Source organism: Paracidovorax anthurii (assembly GCF_003269065.1).
GTDB lineage: Bacteria > Pseudomonadota > Gammaproteobacteria > Burkholderiales > Burkholderiaceae_C > Paracidovorax > Paracidovorax anthurii.
Map to the genome: position 1 here is coordinate 1 of NZ_QLTA01000021.1, position 15,877 is coordinate 15,877.

The 15,877-nt window shown below is 67.7% G+C and carries 10 protein-coding genes; 6 read left to right on the forward strand and 4 right to left on the reverse strand.

Features of this window, described 5'->3' with window-relative positions:
- The 5 genes from vgrG to AX018_RS24780 all read left to right on the forward strand — a co-directional run.
- Nucleotides 1-1,333, forward strand: a 1,333-nt coding sequence (gene vgrG, locus AX018_RS11885) for a type VI secretion system tip protein VgrG (protein WP_146749296.1), incomplete at its 5' end; no start/stop codon positions are given.
- 78 nt (nt 1,334-1,411) lie between these two features.
- Nucleotides 1,412-1,843, forward strand: a complete 432-nt coding sequence (locus AX018_RS11890) for a DcrB-related protein (RefSeq protein WP_111877498.1) — start codon at nt 1,412-1,414, stop codon at nt 1,841-1,843.
- Nucleotides 1,844-1,914: 71 nt separating this feature from the next.
- The gene (locus AX018_RS11895; protein ID WP_111877499.1) at nt 1,915-6,672 is read left to right on the forward strand and encodes an RHS repeat-associated core domain-containing protein; all 4,758 of its coding nucleotides are present in this window, start codon (nt 1,915-1,917) and stop codon (nt 6,670-6,672) included.
- A 12-nt stretch (nt 6,673-6,684) separates the two neighbouring features.
- Nucleotides 6,685-6,996, forward strand: a complete 312-nt coding sequence (locus AX018_RS11900; protein ID WP_170146236.1) for a hypothetical protein — start codon at nt 6,685-6,687, stop codon at nt 6,994-6,996.
- A 151-nt stretch (nt 6,997-7,147) separates the two neighbouring features.
- The gene (locus AX018_RS24780; protein ID WP_211322418.1) at nt 7,148-7,504 is read left to right on the forward strand and encodes a hypothetical protein; all 357 of its coding nucleotides are present in this window, start codon (nt 7,148-7,150) and stop codon (nt 7,502-7,504) included.
- 122 nt (nt 7,505-7,626) lie between these two features.
- Here AX018_RS24780 and AX018_RS11905 read toward each other — a convergent pair whose 3' ends face one another.
- From AX018_RS11905 to AX018_RS11920, 4 genes are all read right to left on the reverse strand, one after another.
- On the reverse strand, nt 7,627-8,811 hold the full coding sequence (locus tag AX018_RS11905; protein WP_111877501.1) for a PepSY-associated TM helix domain-containing protein: 1,185 nt from the start codon (nt 8,809-8,811) through the stop codon (nt 7,627-7,629).
- Between the two features lie 30 nt (nt 8,812-8,841).
- Nucleotides 8,842-11,259 (reverse strand): TonB-dependent receptor, encoded by a 2,418-nt coding sequence (locus AX018_RS11910; RefSeq protein WP_111877502.1) that lies wholly within the window; start codon nt 11,257-11,259, stop codon nt 8,842-8,844.
- Between the two features lie 88 nt (nt 11,260-11,347).
- Nucleotides 11,348-12,406, reverse strand: a complete 1,059-nt coding sequence (locus AX018_RS11915) for a FecR family protein (protein WP_111877503.1) — start codon at nt 12,404-12,406, stop codon at nt 11,348-11,350.
- Nucleotides 12,407-12,485: 79 nt separating this feature from the next.
- On the reverse strand, nt 12,486-13,043 hold the full coding sequence (locus AX018_RS11920; protein ID WP_111877504.1) for an RNA polymerase sigma factor: 558 nt from the start codon (nt 13,041-13,043) through the stop codon (nt 12,486-12,488).
- A 394-nt stretch (nt 13,044-13,437) separates the two neighbouring features.
- Between AX018_RS11920 and AX018_RS11925 the strand changes: the two genes are divergently transcribed.
- On the forward strand, nt 13,438-15,870 hold the full coding sequence (locus tag AX018_RS11925) for a TonB-dependent siderophore receptor (RefSeq protein WP_111877505.1): 2,433 nt from the start codon (nt 13,438-13,440) through the stop codon (nt 15,868-15,870).
- Nucleotides 15,871-15,877: the final 7 nt, after the last annotated feature.

Sequence of the window (15,877 nt, forward strand, 5' to 3'; positions counted from 1 at the left end):
GAGCTGCTGGATCCGCGTCTCGCACGGCTGGGCCGGGCAGAACTACGGCAGCATCTACCTGCCGCGCATCGGGCAGGAAGTGATCGTGGACTTCCTCAACGGAGACCCCGACTACCCGCTCATCACCGGCCGCGTCTACAACGCCGACCAGATGCCGCCCTGGAAGCTGCCCGACAACAAGACCCAGTCCGGCACGCTCACGCACTGGAGCAAGGGCGGCGGCGGCGCGAGCATGCTGCGCTTCGAGGACAAGAAGGGCATCGAGCACCTGGAGCTGTCCAACACCTACGGCAACACGTACCTGAACATGGGCTACCTGATGCACCAGGGCTCGGGTTCGCAGCGCGGCTACGGCTTCGAGCTGCGCACCGACCTGTGGGGCTCGATCCGTGCGGACAAGGGGTTGCTCATCACCACCTACAACCAGGACTTCACGTCCCGGGTGTCGGTGAACAACCCCGACGGCTTCGAGCAGTTGGGAGCAGGGCTGGCCGGCACGGCGTCGCTCATGCAGCAGGCCAGCCAGGCGGCCCAGGCGCTGGACGCGAACATCGGCGCACTCAACTCACTCAAGACCTCGCACATGATGGAACTGGGCGCCGGCATCGCGGCCATGACCGGCGGGCAGGCTGCGTCGGCGACGCTGTCCAAGGCGGCGGCCGCGCTCTCGGCATTCCAGGGGCACGGAGGCAGCGGCGGCGGGCCGGAAGCGGTGCTGCCGTCCGACACGGATCCGGCCATGCCGCAGTCGCAGGCGCTGCGCGAACTGTCGCGCGACATCACGCAGCCCATCGTCTCCATAGTGAGTCCGGAGGGTCAGAGCTTGATTAGCCCCAAGCCCATCGTCATCAGTTCCGGGCAAAGCGCCTCAATGCACGCCACGCAGCACATCACGGTCTCCAGCGGCGCGCAGCTCACCCAACTCGCCAAGGCCGGCATGCTGACCCACGTCTCCGAAGGCGGGCAGCGCACCACGGTGGGCGCAGGCGATATCGCCACCGATGCGCAGACGGGCAACCTGAACCTCACCGCCCAGCAGAACGCCACCCTGGCCTCGCGCACGGACACCGCGACCATCGTCGGCCAGCAGAACGTCAACCTGCAGGCCACCGAGGACTCGGTGCTCGTCAAGGCCGGTCAGCACATCCGCCTGCAGGCCGGGGCCACGATCACGCTCACGGCCGGCAAGGAAGGCGATGGCGCCTCCATCACGCTCACCAACGACGGCAAGGTCGTGATACGGGGAAAGAACGGGTTGATTGAGCTCTCCGAACTGCTCGACCTCTACGGCGTGCCGATCCAGCTCAACTGCTCGGCGGCAGCGCCTGAATAGGAGCCCGCGCGCGCTCTGCGTCTCCTCCGATCGACCGCTGGACGTGGCGTATCCCCTCCATCCCAACGAAAGCACGATATGCGCTATCAGATGCAGGAAGGCAGCTTCGAACTGCCCGATGGCCTCCACGACAACACTATGCACATGCTCATGACCGGCACAAGCGGCCTGGACATGAGCCTCATTGCCACGCGGGACCGCCTGGAGGCTGGCGAGAGCTTCAACGCCTACATGGAGCGCCAGTTCAAAGCGGTGTCCACACAGGTGAAGGACTTCAAGGTGGAGGAGCGGCTGGGCGACACGGGCATTCCCACCAGGGGCCTGGCATCGCTCGAGTGCGTGCAGACGTTCCGCCAGAACGGCCAGACCGTCCACCAGCGCCAGCGCACGTGGCTGCTCGCCGACCAGTCCGGCGTGCTGGTGCTGACAGGGGCATCGGTGGTTCCCTTCACCGAGGCGCAAAAGACCCGTTGGCGTGCCATCTGCGACAGCTTCCAGCCGCGCGCGTGATGGCCACGTTTCCCCTCGCGCGCCGTCGCGCTCGAGGCCCTCAAGTGGATTTCCCTTCCTGACGGTCACTCATGAGCACCTATCCCGCCGCCGCCCGCCGCAATGACCCCATCGCGCACAGCAACGCGAATTCGCGCCTGCTGGCGAAGGTGGTGGGCATCGCCGCCGGAGCGGCGGTCCTGGGCGCCGTGTGCGCAGGCACCATTGCCGCTGGCGTGGCTGCGGGCCTGTCGGCGGTGGGGACGGTCGTTTCTGGCGGACTGGCCGCTCCCATCCTGGCGGGGGCGGTGATCGCGACCGGTGCGCTGGCCACGCTTGCGGTCAGCGTGGCGGGCGGCAACATCGGCGAGAAGATCGCCGACTACATCGTGCCGGAGACTTGGGAGGTCAAGGGCAAGATCACGTCGGGCTCGCCGGATGTGTTCATCAATGGCCGCCCGGCCGCCCGGGCCACCGATGCCGTGCCACTCGACGAAGTGTATTGCAGCGATCATCATGTCCGACCCGTCAATCTCATCGCCCAGGGCGCGGCGCAAGGGCCGCGCCAGACGCTCATCAACGACGCGCTGGCCGCGCGCAAGGGAGACAGGGTGGTTTGCGGCGCGGCCATCCACGAAGGTTCGTCGAACGTCTTCATCGGCGGCGCGCCGGCCACCGTGCGCGACTACGACGAAGAGGCCAGCATCTGGCTGCGAGGGCTGCTCTTCGCGCTGGAGGTTCGCCGCTTCTACAAGAACATAAAGTGCCTGTGGAACCTGGCGCGAGACCCCAAGGCGGTCCTCCAGAGCGTGCCATGCATCCTGCAGGCTGCGCAGGCGGCAGGCTCCGCGGCGATGACGCTTCCGGCGATCCTTGGCCGTCCGGTGCACGTGGCTTCCGGTGCCAAGCTGCTGGGCGATGGTGAGGACTTGGACTTCGTGCTGCCCGGCGTGTTGCCCATCGTCTGGCAGCGTATCTACAACAGCCTGGATTATCGCCCCCAGGGACCCTTCGGGCAGGGCTGGAGCACGCCCTACTGCCAGCAGTTGCATCTAGGGACCGGTCCGGATGGTGTGGCCACGATCACCTACTTCGACGGCGACGGGCGGGACATCACCTTCGATGCGCCACCGCCCGGCGAAGGCCAATTCAGCGTGGCCGAGGGCATGGGCATCCTCTGCAGCGAAGGCGGCGACTACCTGGCCGTCACTGCGGAGGGGCACTACCAATGGTTCGGTAAGGCGCAGGATGCGCTGCCGGGCGGCATCGCAGGCGGCGGGGTGCTGCAACTGCGGCGCGTGGAGGACCGCAACGGCAATTTCCACGCGCTGCGCTACGACGCGCAGCACCGCCTCGCGCATCTGGCCGACAGCGCGGGTCGGCTGCTGGCCTTCGAGTACTTTCCGGACAGCCGCCGCCTGCGCCAGATCGCGCTGCGCATAGGGGCGCAAGGCGAGGCTCCCGAGGTACTGGCGCGCTACGAGCACCACGGCGATCTCCGGAGCCTGCAGGCCCAACTGGCGCAGGTCACCGACCGCAACGGTGAGATAGTGCGCCGCTTCGCCTACGAGCAGGGCCATCTGGTGCACCACCAACTGCCGACGGGGCTGAACTGCCACTACGCCTGGCAGCGCTTTGATGCGGACCTCGGCGCGCGCAGCGGCCCCCACTGGCGCGTCGTGCGCCACTGGACGGACGATGGCGCGGACCATCGTCTCGCCTACGACCTGGCCGCCCGCACCACCCAGGTCACCGATGCCCAGGGCCGCACGTGCCGCTGGCGCTGGAACGGCGACCACGAAATCACCGAATACACAGACGCCCTCGGCGCTACCTGGAAGCAGGAGTACAACGCATTGCGGCAGCTTCTGCGCCATGTAGATCCGCTCGGCCAAGCCACCGCCTGGGCCTACGACGACACCGGCAATCCCGTCGCGGAAACCGATCCCCTGGGGCGCACTCAGCGCTGGCGATGGACGCCCGGGCCAGCGAGCCTGCTGCAGTCCAGTATCGATCCCGCGGGTGGCGCCTGGAGCTACCGCTACGACGACCACGGCAACCTGCTCGCGGAAACCGATCCGCTGGGTCACACCACGACCTATGCCAACGACGACCAAGGCTTGCCCATTGTCATTACCGATGCGCATGGCGGCCGCAAGCGCCTGCAGTGGGATGCGCGAGGCCTGCCGACAGTGTTCACTGACTGCTCGGGCCAAGCTACACGCTTCGCCTACGACCAACGGGGGCACCTGCGTGAGGAGACCAACGCCCTGGGGCAGACCACGCGCACCGAACACGATGCGCTGGGCCGGCTGTTGCGCATCGCGCTTCCGGATGGCGCCAGCCACGCCTGGCGCTACAACGCGGCGGGACAATGTGTGCAGGCCAGCGATGCCTTGGGCCGTACCACCCACTACAGCTACAACGCGCGTGGCCAACTGCTCGGGCGCACGCGCACTGTCGGCGGGCTGGCGAGCACTATCCACTTGGGCTACGACGCGGCGCACCGCCTCGCGGCGCTGGTCAACGAGAACCGCCAGACCTACCAGTTCGCCTACGATGCGGCCGACCGGCAGGTGAGCGAAACGCGCATTGACGGCTCACACCAAGCGCTGGAGCGGGACGCGGCCGGGCAGGTGGTCGGCATCACCGAGTACCCCATGCCGCCGGGTGCCTGGGATGACGTGGCGGGCCACGCGCCCGTGCAGCCCATTCATACCCGCCTGGAGCGCGACGAGGCTGGGCAGTTGGTGGGCAAGCGCATCTTCATAGTGCAAACGGATGCGCGAGCGCAGATCCAGGCAATGGCCTTGCAGGCCCACCTGACCTATCGCTACACGCCCACAGGCGAACTCGCCGAGACCGAGGAACTCACTCCCGCGGGCCGGCGGCTGTCGCGGCACGCGTGGCAGTATGACCGGCTGGGGCAACTGCTGCGGGAGGACAGCGTGTGCGCCATCGGTGAAAGCGGCGGGGCGCATGCCGGCTTGTTGCAGCACGCCTACGACGCCCTGGGCAACCGGATCGCCACGGTGATGCCTGATGGCCGCACGGTGAACTACCTGCACTATGGCAGTGGGCATTTGCACCAGATCAACCTGGACGGCATCGTCGTGAGTGACTTCGAGCGTGACGGCCTGCATCGCGAAGTGCTGCGTACGCAGGGGCGGTTGGCGAGCCGCTTCGCCCACGATGGCGTGGGCCGGCGCACCGCAACCTGGGTGCGTCCGGCCCTGCTGCGTGTGGAGAGCGGCACTGGGGGGCCGGGCGTCTGGAACCCCGGTGACGCGGACTGGACTGCGCGCCTGCGCCAGCCGGGCCTGGAGGACACTTTGCTCAAGCGTTACGGCCACGACGCCAACGGCGAACTCGTGCACGAGGAACACAGTAGCCATGGGACGACCGTGCGCAGCTACGATGAGGCCGGGCGCATCGTGGGCAGTTTGACGCAACGCCATCCGGCGCTGCAGGAGAACTTCCACTTCGACCCGGCCGGCAACCGCATCGGCGCGCTGGAGGCCCAGAGCCTCGCGACCCAGGGCCGGGGCTGGGTGCGGCACAACCGGGTCAAGGTGCTGCAGGACAAGCGCTACGACTACGATGGTTTCGGTCGCCTGATCCGCCTGCGCATCGGGGCGCATGTAGAGCAGCACTTCCGCTACGACGCACAGCACCGCATGACGCATGCGGCGGTGATCCGTGCGGGCAAGGACGGCGAACCTCTGCGGCAGGTGTTCCGCTATCACTACGATTCCATTGGGCGGCGCGTGGCCAAGGAGGACGACTTCGGCGCGACGCTCTTCACCTGGGAAAGCATGCGCCTGCTGCAGGAACGCAGAGGTGAGCAATGCACCACGTACCTCTATGAGCCGGACAGCTACGTTCCACTGGCCCGGATCGATGGCGCGGGCGCAATCGAGGCGCATCCGGCTGCGCGCCATGCGTTTGGGCACGATACGCGGGCGGGCAAGCAGGCGTCGGTCCCGAACACGAACCCGGACTGGAGCGATCGGTTCAACGTCGCGGCCGCGAACGACCCGCAGGACGAACATGGTGCATCACCACCGCCGACGGGTCGTCCACCGGGCAGCGCCACGGCGCTGATCTACTATTTTCACGTCCAGCCCAATGGTCAGCCCGAGGAGATGAGCGACGCACAGGGCAACCTGGTGTGGCGGGCTCAGTTCCGCACTTGGGGTGCGACCGTGCAGGAGCACTGGCAGGCGTTCGATGCCGCTGGCCGGCCTGTGGATGCTCTGGTGGCCGAGACTGGGCACCAAGCGCAGGCGAGTCCCTCACCGATGCCGCAGAACCTGCGCATGCAGGGGCAGTACCTGGACAGAGAGACAGGGCTGCACTACAACACGTTTCGGTACTACAGCCCGGATCTGGGAGCTTTCACCACGCCCGATCCGATCGGGCTGGCGGGTGGCCTCAATCTGCACCAATACGCGCCAAATCCGATTGCATGGATCGATCCTCTGGGTTGGGCGTGTATACAGCAAAAAATCGATGGGACGCGACGCGAAGAACGCGTTGGGGCAAAGTTAAGAGCAGTTTTTGGAAAAGACAATGTTCTTCGTGAGAGGGCCCTTCGTAACGCGAAAGGGGAGCGAGTCAGGGACAATAGTAGTGGTGGTGACGGAACGGGAAGAAATATTGACTATGTTGTCAAAGGAAAAGATGGAAAATGGCGACCCGTCGAGGTTACTAGCAAGAGTGCGGATAAAACTGCGCAGCTATCGAAGGAGCGGGCTATCAGAAATCAAGGTGGCACTTTTGTTCGATTGCCCGGCAGTAAGGTATTGGTTCCTGTTGAAGGGACATCTAGGGTTATCAGGGTGGAATGAACGGAGGTTTTGATGGATGAAATATTCCATATGGAGACGATCTATGGGGCCAGTAAGAATGTTGAATACAAGAAACAGGTTCTTCAGAAATGCACGGCCATTTTTCTGTTCTTCAAAAGCAACGGCCTGATCAAGTTTGACCCTCTGGATAGTGATGGGATTGTCAAAAAGGATCTGGTTGTTCTTGCGGATGACTTGACGGCGGCTGGCTTGGTCGTGTGGAAGGAAGCATTTGCTAAATGGAGTAAGGCTCGCGACAAGGACAACAACTATCAAAACATGAAAATGTTTGAGGTGGCACTGCAGAAAGCAAAGGAAAACTGACTGCACAGTGCTTTCGTGAAGCGCTGTCAGGCCACTCCGAGAAACAATTCAAGACTCAAAGAGGCTTTGTTTTTTTACAAGGCGTCGGAGTCTGAGTTTTGCAGATAATTTTCGGGCAGGTGCATCATCCGGTCTGCGCCATTTTTTTCGTATGGCTCAGTATTCGGTTGTCCAGCAAAGTCGCTACTGTCCCTCTGCGCAGGAGGTTGATTTGGATCTTGAGTCATTGCTCGATGCCATGGGCAAAGGGAAGACTAGAGGCTATTCCGAGAAGGTAAGCCAAGAAGGCATTGAGTTCTTTAATCAATACGCTATGAAAGGAGTGGGAGGGGAGTATTTGGTTTACAAATTCTCCATCGATTCATCGAAAATGGATGCGATTGATGATTATGGTGATTTTGAAGAGAGAAGAGTTTTCGAAGATTTCGATGCTGCAATGGAGTTCTTTCGGAAAGCAGGTGCCGATATTGAGAAGTTCAGTGCATTCAAAGGAATAAGTCCGCTTTGAACATCCGATCGTCTTAATGAATTCGGTAGTCTCGATACGAGGTGGGGCGCGACACCGAAGTGCGATGCTCGCGTCCCCCGGCAAATGCCAGAGGCTTCGCCCCAATCCATCCGCCACAGCACTTATCCGCGCCGCGAGGTCCGACGCGTCAGCGCAGCGGACCGCGCGGCTGCTCCGCGCTTGCGCGCCCAGATCACGATCCCGGTGATGCTGAGCACGGCGATCGCGATCCCCATGTCCGCGACGAAGATCCGCCCGGGCAGCCCGCCCATCTGCCCGCTGTGCAGCGGAAACTGCGCCTGCGCGAAGACATCCCCCGCACTGCCGTGCCCCGGAACGCTCTGGCCCAGCAGTTGCCCGGTGGCCGCGTCGATGTACAGCATGGGCTCGCCCAGCCCCGCGCCGCGGTCGTAGTGCGACGGCCAGAGCAGCGCGAGGTAGATGCCCGATGAGCGGACCCACGTCACCCCGGAGGTCCTCGCGCTCCAGCCCTGGCTGTGCGCGTGCGCGTCGGCGCGCCGGCGCGCGTCCTCGAAGGACAGCATGGGCGCGCGCGGCGGGCTGGGGCGCGGGGTGTCGAAGGGTGTCGGCGTGACCGGCGAGAACCACGACACCACCGGCAGGAAGATCTCGCGCTTCAAGTTGAGGGCGACGCTGCTCAGGGCCAGGGCGATCAGCGCGAACCACAGCCACAGTCCGCCCGCGCGGTGGAGGTCCACGTTGAGCCGATAGGCCCCGCTCCCGGCCTTGATGCGCCAGGCCGGCCCCCACTTGCGCCACAGCGGAGACTTCAGCGGCAGCGTGAGGTACAGGCCCACGAAGCTGTCCAGCAGCCAGGCGATGGCCACGGCGCCCATGAACCACCATCCCCAGTGCCCCGGCAGGTACAGGCTGTGGTGCACGCGCAGGACGAAGTAGTAGAGGTTCTCGGCCTGCAGGCAGCAGGCGCCGCGCTGGCGCTGCCCCAGCAGCGCGCCGCTGACCGGGTCGATGAACACCTGGTCGAAGCCCGCTGGCGCTGCCAGGGCATCCGCACGATGCGGCAACTGGGCCGGCGAGACGAAGGCGAACGCGGCCTGCCCCGGCACCTTCGGCACCGTGAGATAGTCCACCTGGACCCGGGGATCGGCCGCTTCGATGCGCTGGACCAGCGCGTCGAAGGGCAGCGGGGTCCCGCGTGCGGGGCTTCGGAACAGGTGCGGGTTCAGCCAGGCATCGAGCTCGGGGCCGAAGGCCAGGAGGCTGCCCGTGAGGCCGGCCACGATGAGGAACGATGCGCAGGCCAGGCCCCCCGGACCCACAGCCACCGGGCCGCACGGGGGCGCTGCGCGCCCATCTCAGAAGTCCATCGACGCCGACAGCAGGAACGTGCGTGGCGCCGCGTAGGTCGCGACCTGGAACGCCGGGACGGAATCCCAATAGCGGCGGTTCGCGGCGTTCTCCACGATGGCGCGCAGCACGAGCGGCCTGCCATTCCACTGGGTGGCATAGCGCAGCCCCAGGTCCAGCCGCGTCCAGGCGGGCAGGCGCACCGAATCGTCCACGGTCAGCGGCTGCGAGCTCGTGTGGATCACGCGGCCCGTGGCCGTGAGTCCGGGGAGGGCGGCGAGGTCCCATTCGCCGCCGAGCTTGAGCTGCCACTGCGGCGCGCCGGCGGCCTGCCGGCCGTCGTTGGCACCGCCCTGGGTCTTGGTGAGTCGGGCACGCGTCCATGTGGCGCCCCCCAGCACGCGCAGCGAGCGCTGCAGTTCCCCGAACCATTGCAGCTCGACGCCCCGGTTGCGCTGCTCGCCATCGACCGAATAGCGGTTGGACGCGTCGAGCAGGCCGCTCGGACGGCGAATCTCGAAGGCACTCAGCGTGGTGGTCAGGCGCCCCCAGTCCACCTTGACGCCGACCTCGCCCTGCTTGGACACGAAAGGCGGGAAGACCTCGTTGGCATTCACGGCCGTGCTGGGCGCGGTCGCTCCCTGCGAGAGCGCTTCCACGTAGTTCGCGTAGAACGACAACCGCTCAGTCTGCTTATAGACCGCCGCGATCGCCGGCGTGGTCCTGCTGCGCTGGTAGCTGGACTCGAACGCCCCCGTCGCGTAGTTGAACGCGTCGGCCTGGATCTTCTGCTGGCGCACGCCCAGGGTCAGCAGCAGCCGGCCATCGAGCAGGCCCAGGGTATCGGTGAGCGCCACGCTGTTCAGGGTGGTCTCGCCGAGCTGCACCAGCGGCTGGTCGAGCAGGCCGCCGCCGGGCGAGGGTGCATCGACCGGCCGGTAGAGGTTGGACGTGTAGCCGTAGTTGATCGTCGGCTGGAAGTTCTTCAGGTCCGAGCTGAAGTGGTTCGCCGCCAGCACCACGTTGTGCTTGACGCCAGCGGTGCTAAAACGCCACCGCAAGCTGGCCTCGGCGCTGCGGCGCTCGTTGCGCTCGTGCAGTCCGTTCGCGGACGCGTTGAGCGTGCCGGCGGCATCGGCCAGCACGGAGAAGGCTTCGATCATCCGCCGCTGCGAGGTGGCCGTGCCGTAGGCGAGCGTCGCCATCACGCTCTCGGAGAGGTCGAACTCGCCGCGCAGCACGCCGAAGCGGTGTTCCTTGTCCTGGTAGGTCCAGGCCGGCCAGACGTTGGTCTTGCCGTCGGGGGCGGCCGGCAGCGTGGGCGAGGCCACGAAGAAGTTGCTGCGCGCGCCGTCCAGTCGCTGGGCGCTGCTGCCGAGGTCGGCGCTCAGCCGCACGCGCTCGCCGCGGTAGTCGATACCGGCGGTGAGGTTGTGCGAGCGCAGGGACTCGTGGTCCGCGGCCATGCGTCCGTCGTTGTAGGCTGCGTTGATGCGCACGCCGATGGCGTTGTCCGGTCCGAAGCGGCGGCCGATGTCCAGGTGGACGCCGCCGTGGGCCTCGCCGAGGTAGCTGGTGGTGAGCCGCGTGAGCGGCGTGTCGTCCGCCCGCTTGGGCACGAGGTTGATGGCGCCTCCGGCCGTGCCCCTGGGGGCGCTGCCGTTGAGCAGCGTGCTCGGCCCCTTCATCACCTCGACGCGCTCGATGCCCTGGAGCAGGTTGCCCTCGGCGCTGGAGATGCCGAACAGGCCGTCGAAGCCGATCTCCTCGCGGTTCACCGCGAAGCCCCGGATGTAGAAATTGTCGAAGCTCCGGGGGCCGCCCGCCTGCGCCGACGGATCGTTGGCGAGGACGTCCACGATGTTGCGTGCCTGCTGGTGCTCGATCAGTTCGGCCGTGTACGCGGTGACGTTGAAGGGCGTATCCATGAGGTCGACGTTGCCCAGCAGGCCGAGGCGGGCCCCGCGGGCGACCTGTCCGCCGGCGTGGGGTTTGGGCAGATCGCTGGGCAGCCGCGTGGCCGTCCCGGTCACGGTCACGGTCTGCAGCACCTGTTCCGTCGGCGGGGCAGCAGGAGGGGGCGTGGGGGCCGGTTCGATCGTCACCAGGTTGCCCTCGAAACGGCCCCGCAGCCCGCTGCCCTCCAGCAGCCGCTCCAGCGCTTCGCGCGGGTTCAAACTCCCCGACACGGCGCGCGCGGTCTTGCCGGCGACGGCGCTTTGCGGCGCGGCCACCTGGATGCGCGTCTGGCGTGCCCATTCGTTGAGGGCCTGCGCCAGGGGCTGCGCGGCGATCCGGATCTCGCGGGCCGCGCCCGGTGTGTCCGCACGGGGGGCGGGGGCCGGCTGCGCCTGCAGCGAGGCACTGCCCAGGGCAAGGGCCAGGGCGATGGCGATCGGCAGGGGGCGTGGTGGCAGGCGGTGCATTCAGGGGTCTCCAGGGATAAGAAATGCGCGTTCCCTGTGTTGACGCAAGAGCGCGCCTCGACCCTGTAAGACCGCTGGATGGGAGGGCTCAGTTCGCGGGCAGCACCTCGGCCACGCCATCGTGCTCGCGCAGGCGCACGGGCAGCACGCGGGGAAGGGCCCGGCGCAATCCGCCCGGGTCCATCGGATCGAAGGTGCCCGAGAGCCGCAGCGCCGCCACCCGGGGGTCGCGCACGCGCAGTCCCGTGTCGCGGTAGCGCTCCAGCTCGGCGAGCGCTTCGGCCAGCGGCGTGTCGACGAAGCTGACGCGCCGCTCTCGCCATGGGGCGATGCCGCCCGCCGGCACCGCTGCCAGGGGGCCCAGCGTCCCCTCACTGTCGACCTCCGCCTGCTGGCCTGCGGTCAACAGCAGGACGGGCTCCGGACGCCCGCCCCGGGCCGCGCCCGCGGCGCCGCTGCCCGTCACCCGCACCTTGCCTTCCTCCACGGCGACGCTCGCGCCGGGGCCGATTTCCGGCGTGTACCGCACGGAAAACCGCGTGCCGACCACGGTCGCCTGCAGGGGACCCGCGAGCACCTGGAAGGGACGGTCCTTGTCCGGCTGCACCTCGAATTCCGCCTGGCCGTCGAGCAGCCGCGCTTCGCGCCGCCCGCGGTAGAAGGTGACCTCCAGGCGCGTGGCCGTGTCCAGCCGCAGCCGCGAGCCGTCGGCGAGCTGGACGCTCCGCTGCTGCCCGCGCTCGGTACGGTACGCCTGTGCGGAGAGCGGCTGGGCCAGGAAGTGCTGCCAGGCCATGTAGCCCCCGCAGGCCACGACCGCCGCCGCTGCAACCGTGGCTGCGGACATCGCCGGCCATGCGAGGAAGCGTCTGCGGGAGCCGTCAGCCGCTCGCGGGGGCTCGGCGCCCCGGCGCGGTTCACCGTCGAGGTCGCGGCGCAGGCGCGCCAGCAGGTCGCCCGGCATGCCATCGAGCTCCGTCCATTGGGCGCCGCAGCGCTCGTAGGCCGGGGCATGCCGCGGGTCGGTGCCCAGCCATGCCTGGAAGGCCCGCTCGTCCTCGGTCCGCCAGCCGGCGTCCCGGCGGCGCACGAACCATTGCGTCGCCTCCTGGTGCAGGCGCCGGGCATCGTCGGGGGCGGGGTTCATCGCGGGCATGCGGGTGGGGTCATCGGTGAAGACGCATGGCCGGGCGTCAACCCTGTATTCGGAATGGCGTGCGGCACTTCTAGTTCTCGGAGTCGACCGGCTTCGCCCGCATCTTGCCGCCCCGGGCGTTGCCTGGCGCGGCGTCCAGCGCATCCAGGGCGTTCCGGCAGGCCTGCAGGGCGATCTGGACCTGCATCTCCACGGTCTTTACCGTGATGCCCATGCGCGCGGCGGTTTCCGCGTGGGTGAGGCCGTCGAACTTCACGAGCATGAAGGCCTTGCGGCAGCGCGGAGGCAGCCGGTCCACGACGCCCGCGACGACTTCGAAGCGCTGGCGCGACGAGAGCGCGATCTCGGGCTCCAGCGCATCGGGTCCGGCCAACTGGTCGGGCTCCACCATGTCCTCGGCCGGATCCTGCGGGGCCGCGCGCAACCGGGCGCTGGCGCGCCGGTGTGCATCGACGAGCAGATTGCGCGCGGTGCTGAACAGCAGGGCGCGCGGGTCGCGCACGGTCGAGCCTGATCGCTGCGCCGCATAGACGCGCGCGAAGCTCTCCTGCGCCAGGTCGGCGGCCGCGTCCCGGCTGCGTACCTTGAGCGCCAGGAAGTTCAGCAGTTCACGGTAGTGTTCGAACACGACAGGACGGCCAATGCAGTGGGGGATGGGGTGTTCCCTCACTGGCTGGCGTCATGTGTGGCGTTGGCAGAGGGTGGTTGGCGGGGGATGCGAATTCCTCGCATTATCGCCGATGACCGCACGGGAGTTGCGTGCTGGTTACGTTCCGCAGGGAGATCTCCTGCAGGGTGCCGGGCGCGCGTGCGGCGCGCAAGCCGCGGGGGTTTTGGGGGTCGGCGCGGAAATGCATGCGGTGTGCAGGCGTGCCGGGGGCGGCCGCCATGGGCGGCAGTCACGCCGGCGGTCACGCAGGGGGTGGACCGACAGGGCCGGCCCCACCCTGCTACAGGGTGGGCGGGCCCGGCTGCGTCTTCACAGGGACGACCTTGTCGAGACCAGCCTGGAACCCATCGAAATGAGACCCTCCTGCGCGCGGCCCTTGCCGCTTGCCATCGCCCTGGCATTCGCCATCGGCAGCCCCGCCCTGCATGCACAGGCGGACAGTGCCGGGGCCCGACCCGGGGACACCGTGCAGGTGCGGATCGAGGCGCAGCCCCTGGCGCAGGCGCTCAATGCCTGGGCGCGGCAGACCCGCATGCAGGTGGCGGTGCGCCAGGCCGCGGTGGCCGGCAAGTCCGCGCCGGCCGTCTCCGGCGACCTGAGTGCGCGCGAGGCGCTGGACCGCCTGTTGGAGGGCAGCGGACTGCGCGGGCGCTTCGAGGGCAACCTCGCCACGATCGAGGCAACCACGGCGGGAGCCGCGGTGACGCTCCAGCCCGTGGTGGTCACGGCGCAGGCGGCCCGGGAGTCCGCGGACGGGCCGGTGGTGGGCTACGTCGCCCGCCGCAGCGCCGCGGGATCCAAGACGGACACGCCCCTGTCCGAGACGCCCCAGTCGATCTCCGTGGTGGGGGCCGAGCAGATCGAGGCGATGGGCGCGGCCCGGCTGGGCGACGCGCTGGCCTACACCCCAGGGGTCGACGTTGCCGCAAACGGCACCGACTCCCGCTTCGACTGGCTCACCCTGCGCGGCTTCGATCTCTATTCCCCCGGCTTCTACCTCGATGGCCTGCCACTGCGCAACATCGGAACCTGGAGTGTCTGGCAGACGGAGAACTATGCCGCCGAACGCATCGAGGTCCTGCGCGGCCCGGCGTCGGTCCTCTACGGCATGGGCAATGTGGGCGGCACGGTCAACGTCGTCAGCAAGCGCCCGACCGCGAACCCGCAGCGGGAACTGCAACTGCAGTGGGGAGACCATGGGCGCAAGCAGGTGATGGGGGATTTCTCGGGACCGCTCGACGAAGCGGGGACGCTGCTGTACCGCGTGACCGGACTGCTGCGCGATGCCGAATTGCCCGCAGGCGGCATGCGCGACGACCGGGCCTACCTCGCTCCGTCGCTGGCGTGGCGGCCCTCTGGCGACACCCGCCTGGTGCTGCAGGGCCACTACCTGCGCGTGCGCTCGGGCGTGTACACGCGTGGGCGGAGGGCGGAGGGAAGCCTGTATCCCACGCCGGCCGGCACCACCGTGCCGGCATCGTTCTCGTCCGCCGAGCCCGGGTTCGACCATTTCGAGCAGGACCAGTGGGCGCTCGGCTACGCGTTCGAGCACGACCTGGGCAGCGGATGGACGGTGCGGCAGAACGCGCGCTATGGCCGCCTGGACGTCGATCTGGCGCAAGTGTCCGTCAACGGTTACGAGGTCGTGGACGGCAGCGATCCGCTCGCTCCCGCCAACTTCCGGCGGGCCACCCGTGGGGTCTTCGCGGCCCGCGAGAAAGCCCGTGGCTTCGCCATCGACAACCAGCTGCAGGGCACGCTGCGGCTGGGCGAGTGGCGCCACCAGGTGCTCTTGGGCCTGGAGCATCAGCGCAGCACCTTCGACACGGTCGCGCGCAACGGCAGCGCGCCCTCGATCGACCTGTTCCAGCCGGTCTACGGTCAGCCGGTGGTGCTGCCCGACCCCTACCAGGACACGGCGACGCGGCTGACGCAGACGGGCCTGTACGTGCAGGACCAGATCAAGTGGCGCGATCGCTGGGTCATCACGCTGGGCGGCCGCTACGACACCGCGCGCACGGCCGTCGAGGATCGGCTGAGCGAGCCTGCCGCCAGCACCCGGGTTTCCGACCACAAGGCCTCGGCGCGCGGTGGCGTCGTCTACCTGGCGCCGCAGGGGTGGGCGCCTTACGTGAGCTACACCACGTCGTTCCTGCCGATCGGGGGCGCCATGGATCCGGCCACGGGCCGGCCCTTCAAGCCCGAGACCAGCCGGCAGTACGAAGCCGGTGTTCGCTACCAGCCCCCGGGGCGCAACGACAGCTACAGCGCCGCCGTCTTCGACCTGCGCCGCCAGAACTACATCACCTACGACCCCTCGTTCGCGCCGAGACAGACCGGCGAGGTGCAGGTGCGCGGGCTGGAATTGAGCGCCCAGGCCCAGCCCCTGCGCGCCCTGAACCTGGTGGCCAGCTACACCTTCACGCCCAAGGCGGATGTCACGGCGAGCGCCAAGCCCGAGGAGATCGGCAGGCAGCTCATCGCCATGTCCCGGCACAAGGCATCCATCTGGGTGGACTACCGGTTCGCATCGGGCCTGAAGGCGGGCATCGGCGCGCGCTACACCGGCTCCAACCGCGGCAATGGCGAGGCTGTCGCGCCGCACAAGGTCCCCGCATTCACCGTGTTCGACGCGCTGCTCGGCTATGACTTCGAGCGATGGAGCGTGGCGCTGAACCTGCGCAATCTCACCGACAAGACCTACATCGCCAACTGCGATGCCTATGGAGGCTGCTACTACGGTGAGCCGCGGCGAGCGACGCTGTCGGCCACCTACCGCTGGTGATGCCCGG

What these genes read in the sequence shown, in the direction of transcription:
- AX018_RS11890 (WP_111877498.1), top strand. Translation starts at nt 1,412, where the DNA reads ATGCGCTATCAGATGCAGGAAGGCAGCTTCGAACTGCCCGATGGCCTC.
- AX018_RS11895 (WP_111877499.1), top strand. Translation starts at nt 1,915, where the DNA reads ATGAGCACCTATCCCGCCGCCGCCCGCCGCAATGACCCCATCGCGCAC.
- AX018_RS11900 (WP_170146236.1), top strand. Translation starts at nt 6,685, where the DNA reads ATGGATGAAATATTCCATATGGAGACGATCTATGGGGCCAGTAAGAAT.
- AX018_RS24780 (WP_211322418.1), top strand. Translation starts at nt 7,148, where the DNA reads ATGGCTCAGTATTCGGTTGTCCAGCAAAGTCGCTACTGTCCCTCTGCG.
- AX018_RS11910 (WP_111877502.1), bottom strand. Translation starts at nt 11,259, where the DNA reads ATGCACCGCCTGCCACCACGCCCCCTGCCGATCGCCATCGCCCTGGCC.
- AX018_RS11915 (WP_111877503.1), bottom strand. Translation starts at nt 12,406, where the DNA reads ATGAACCCCGCCCCCGACGATGCCCGGCGCCTGCACCAGGAGGCGACG.
- AX018_RS11925 (WP_111877505.1), top strand. Translation starts at nt 13,438, where the DNA reads ATGAGACCCTCCTGCGCGCGGCCCTTGCCGCTTGCCATCGCCCTGGCA.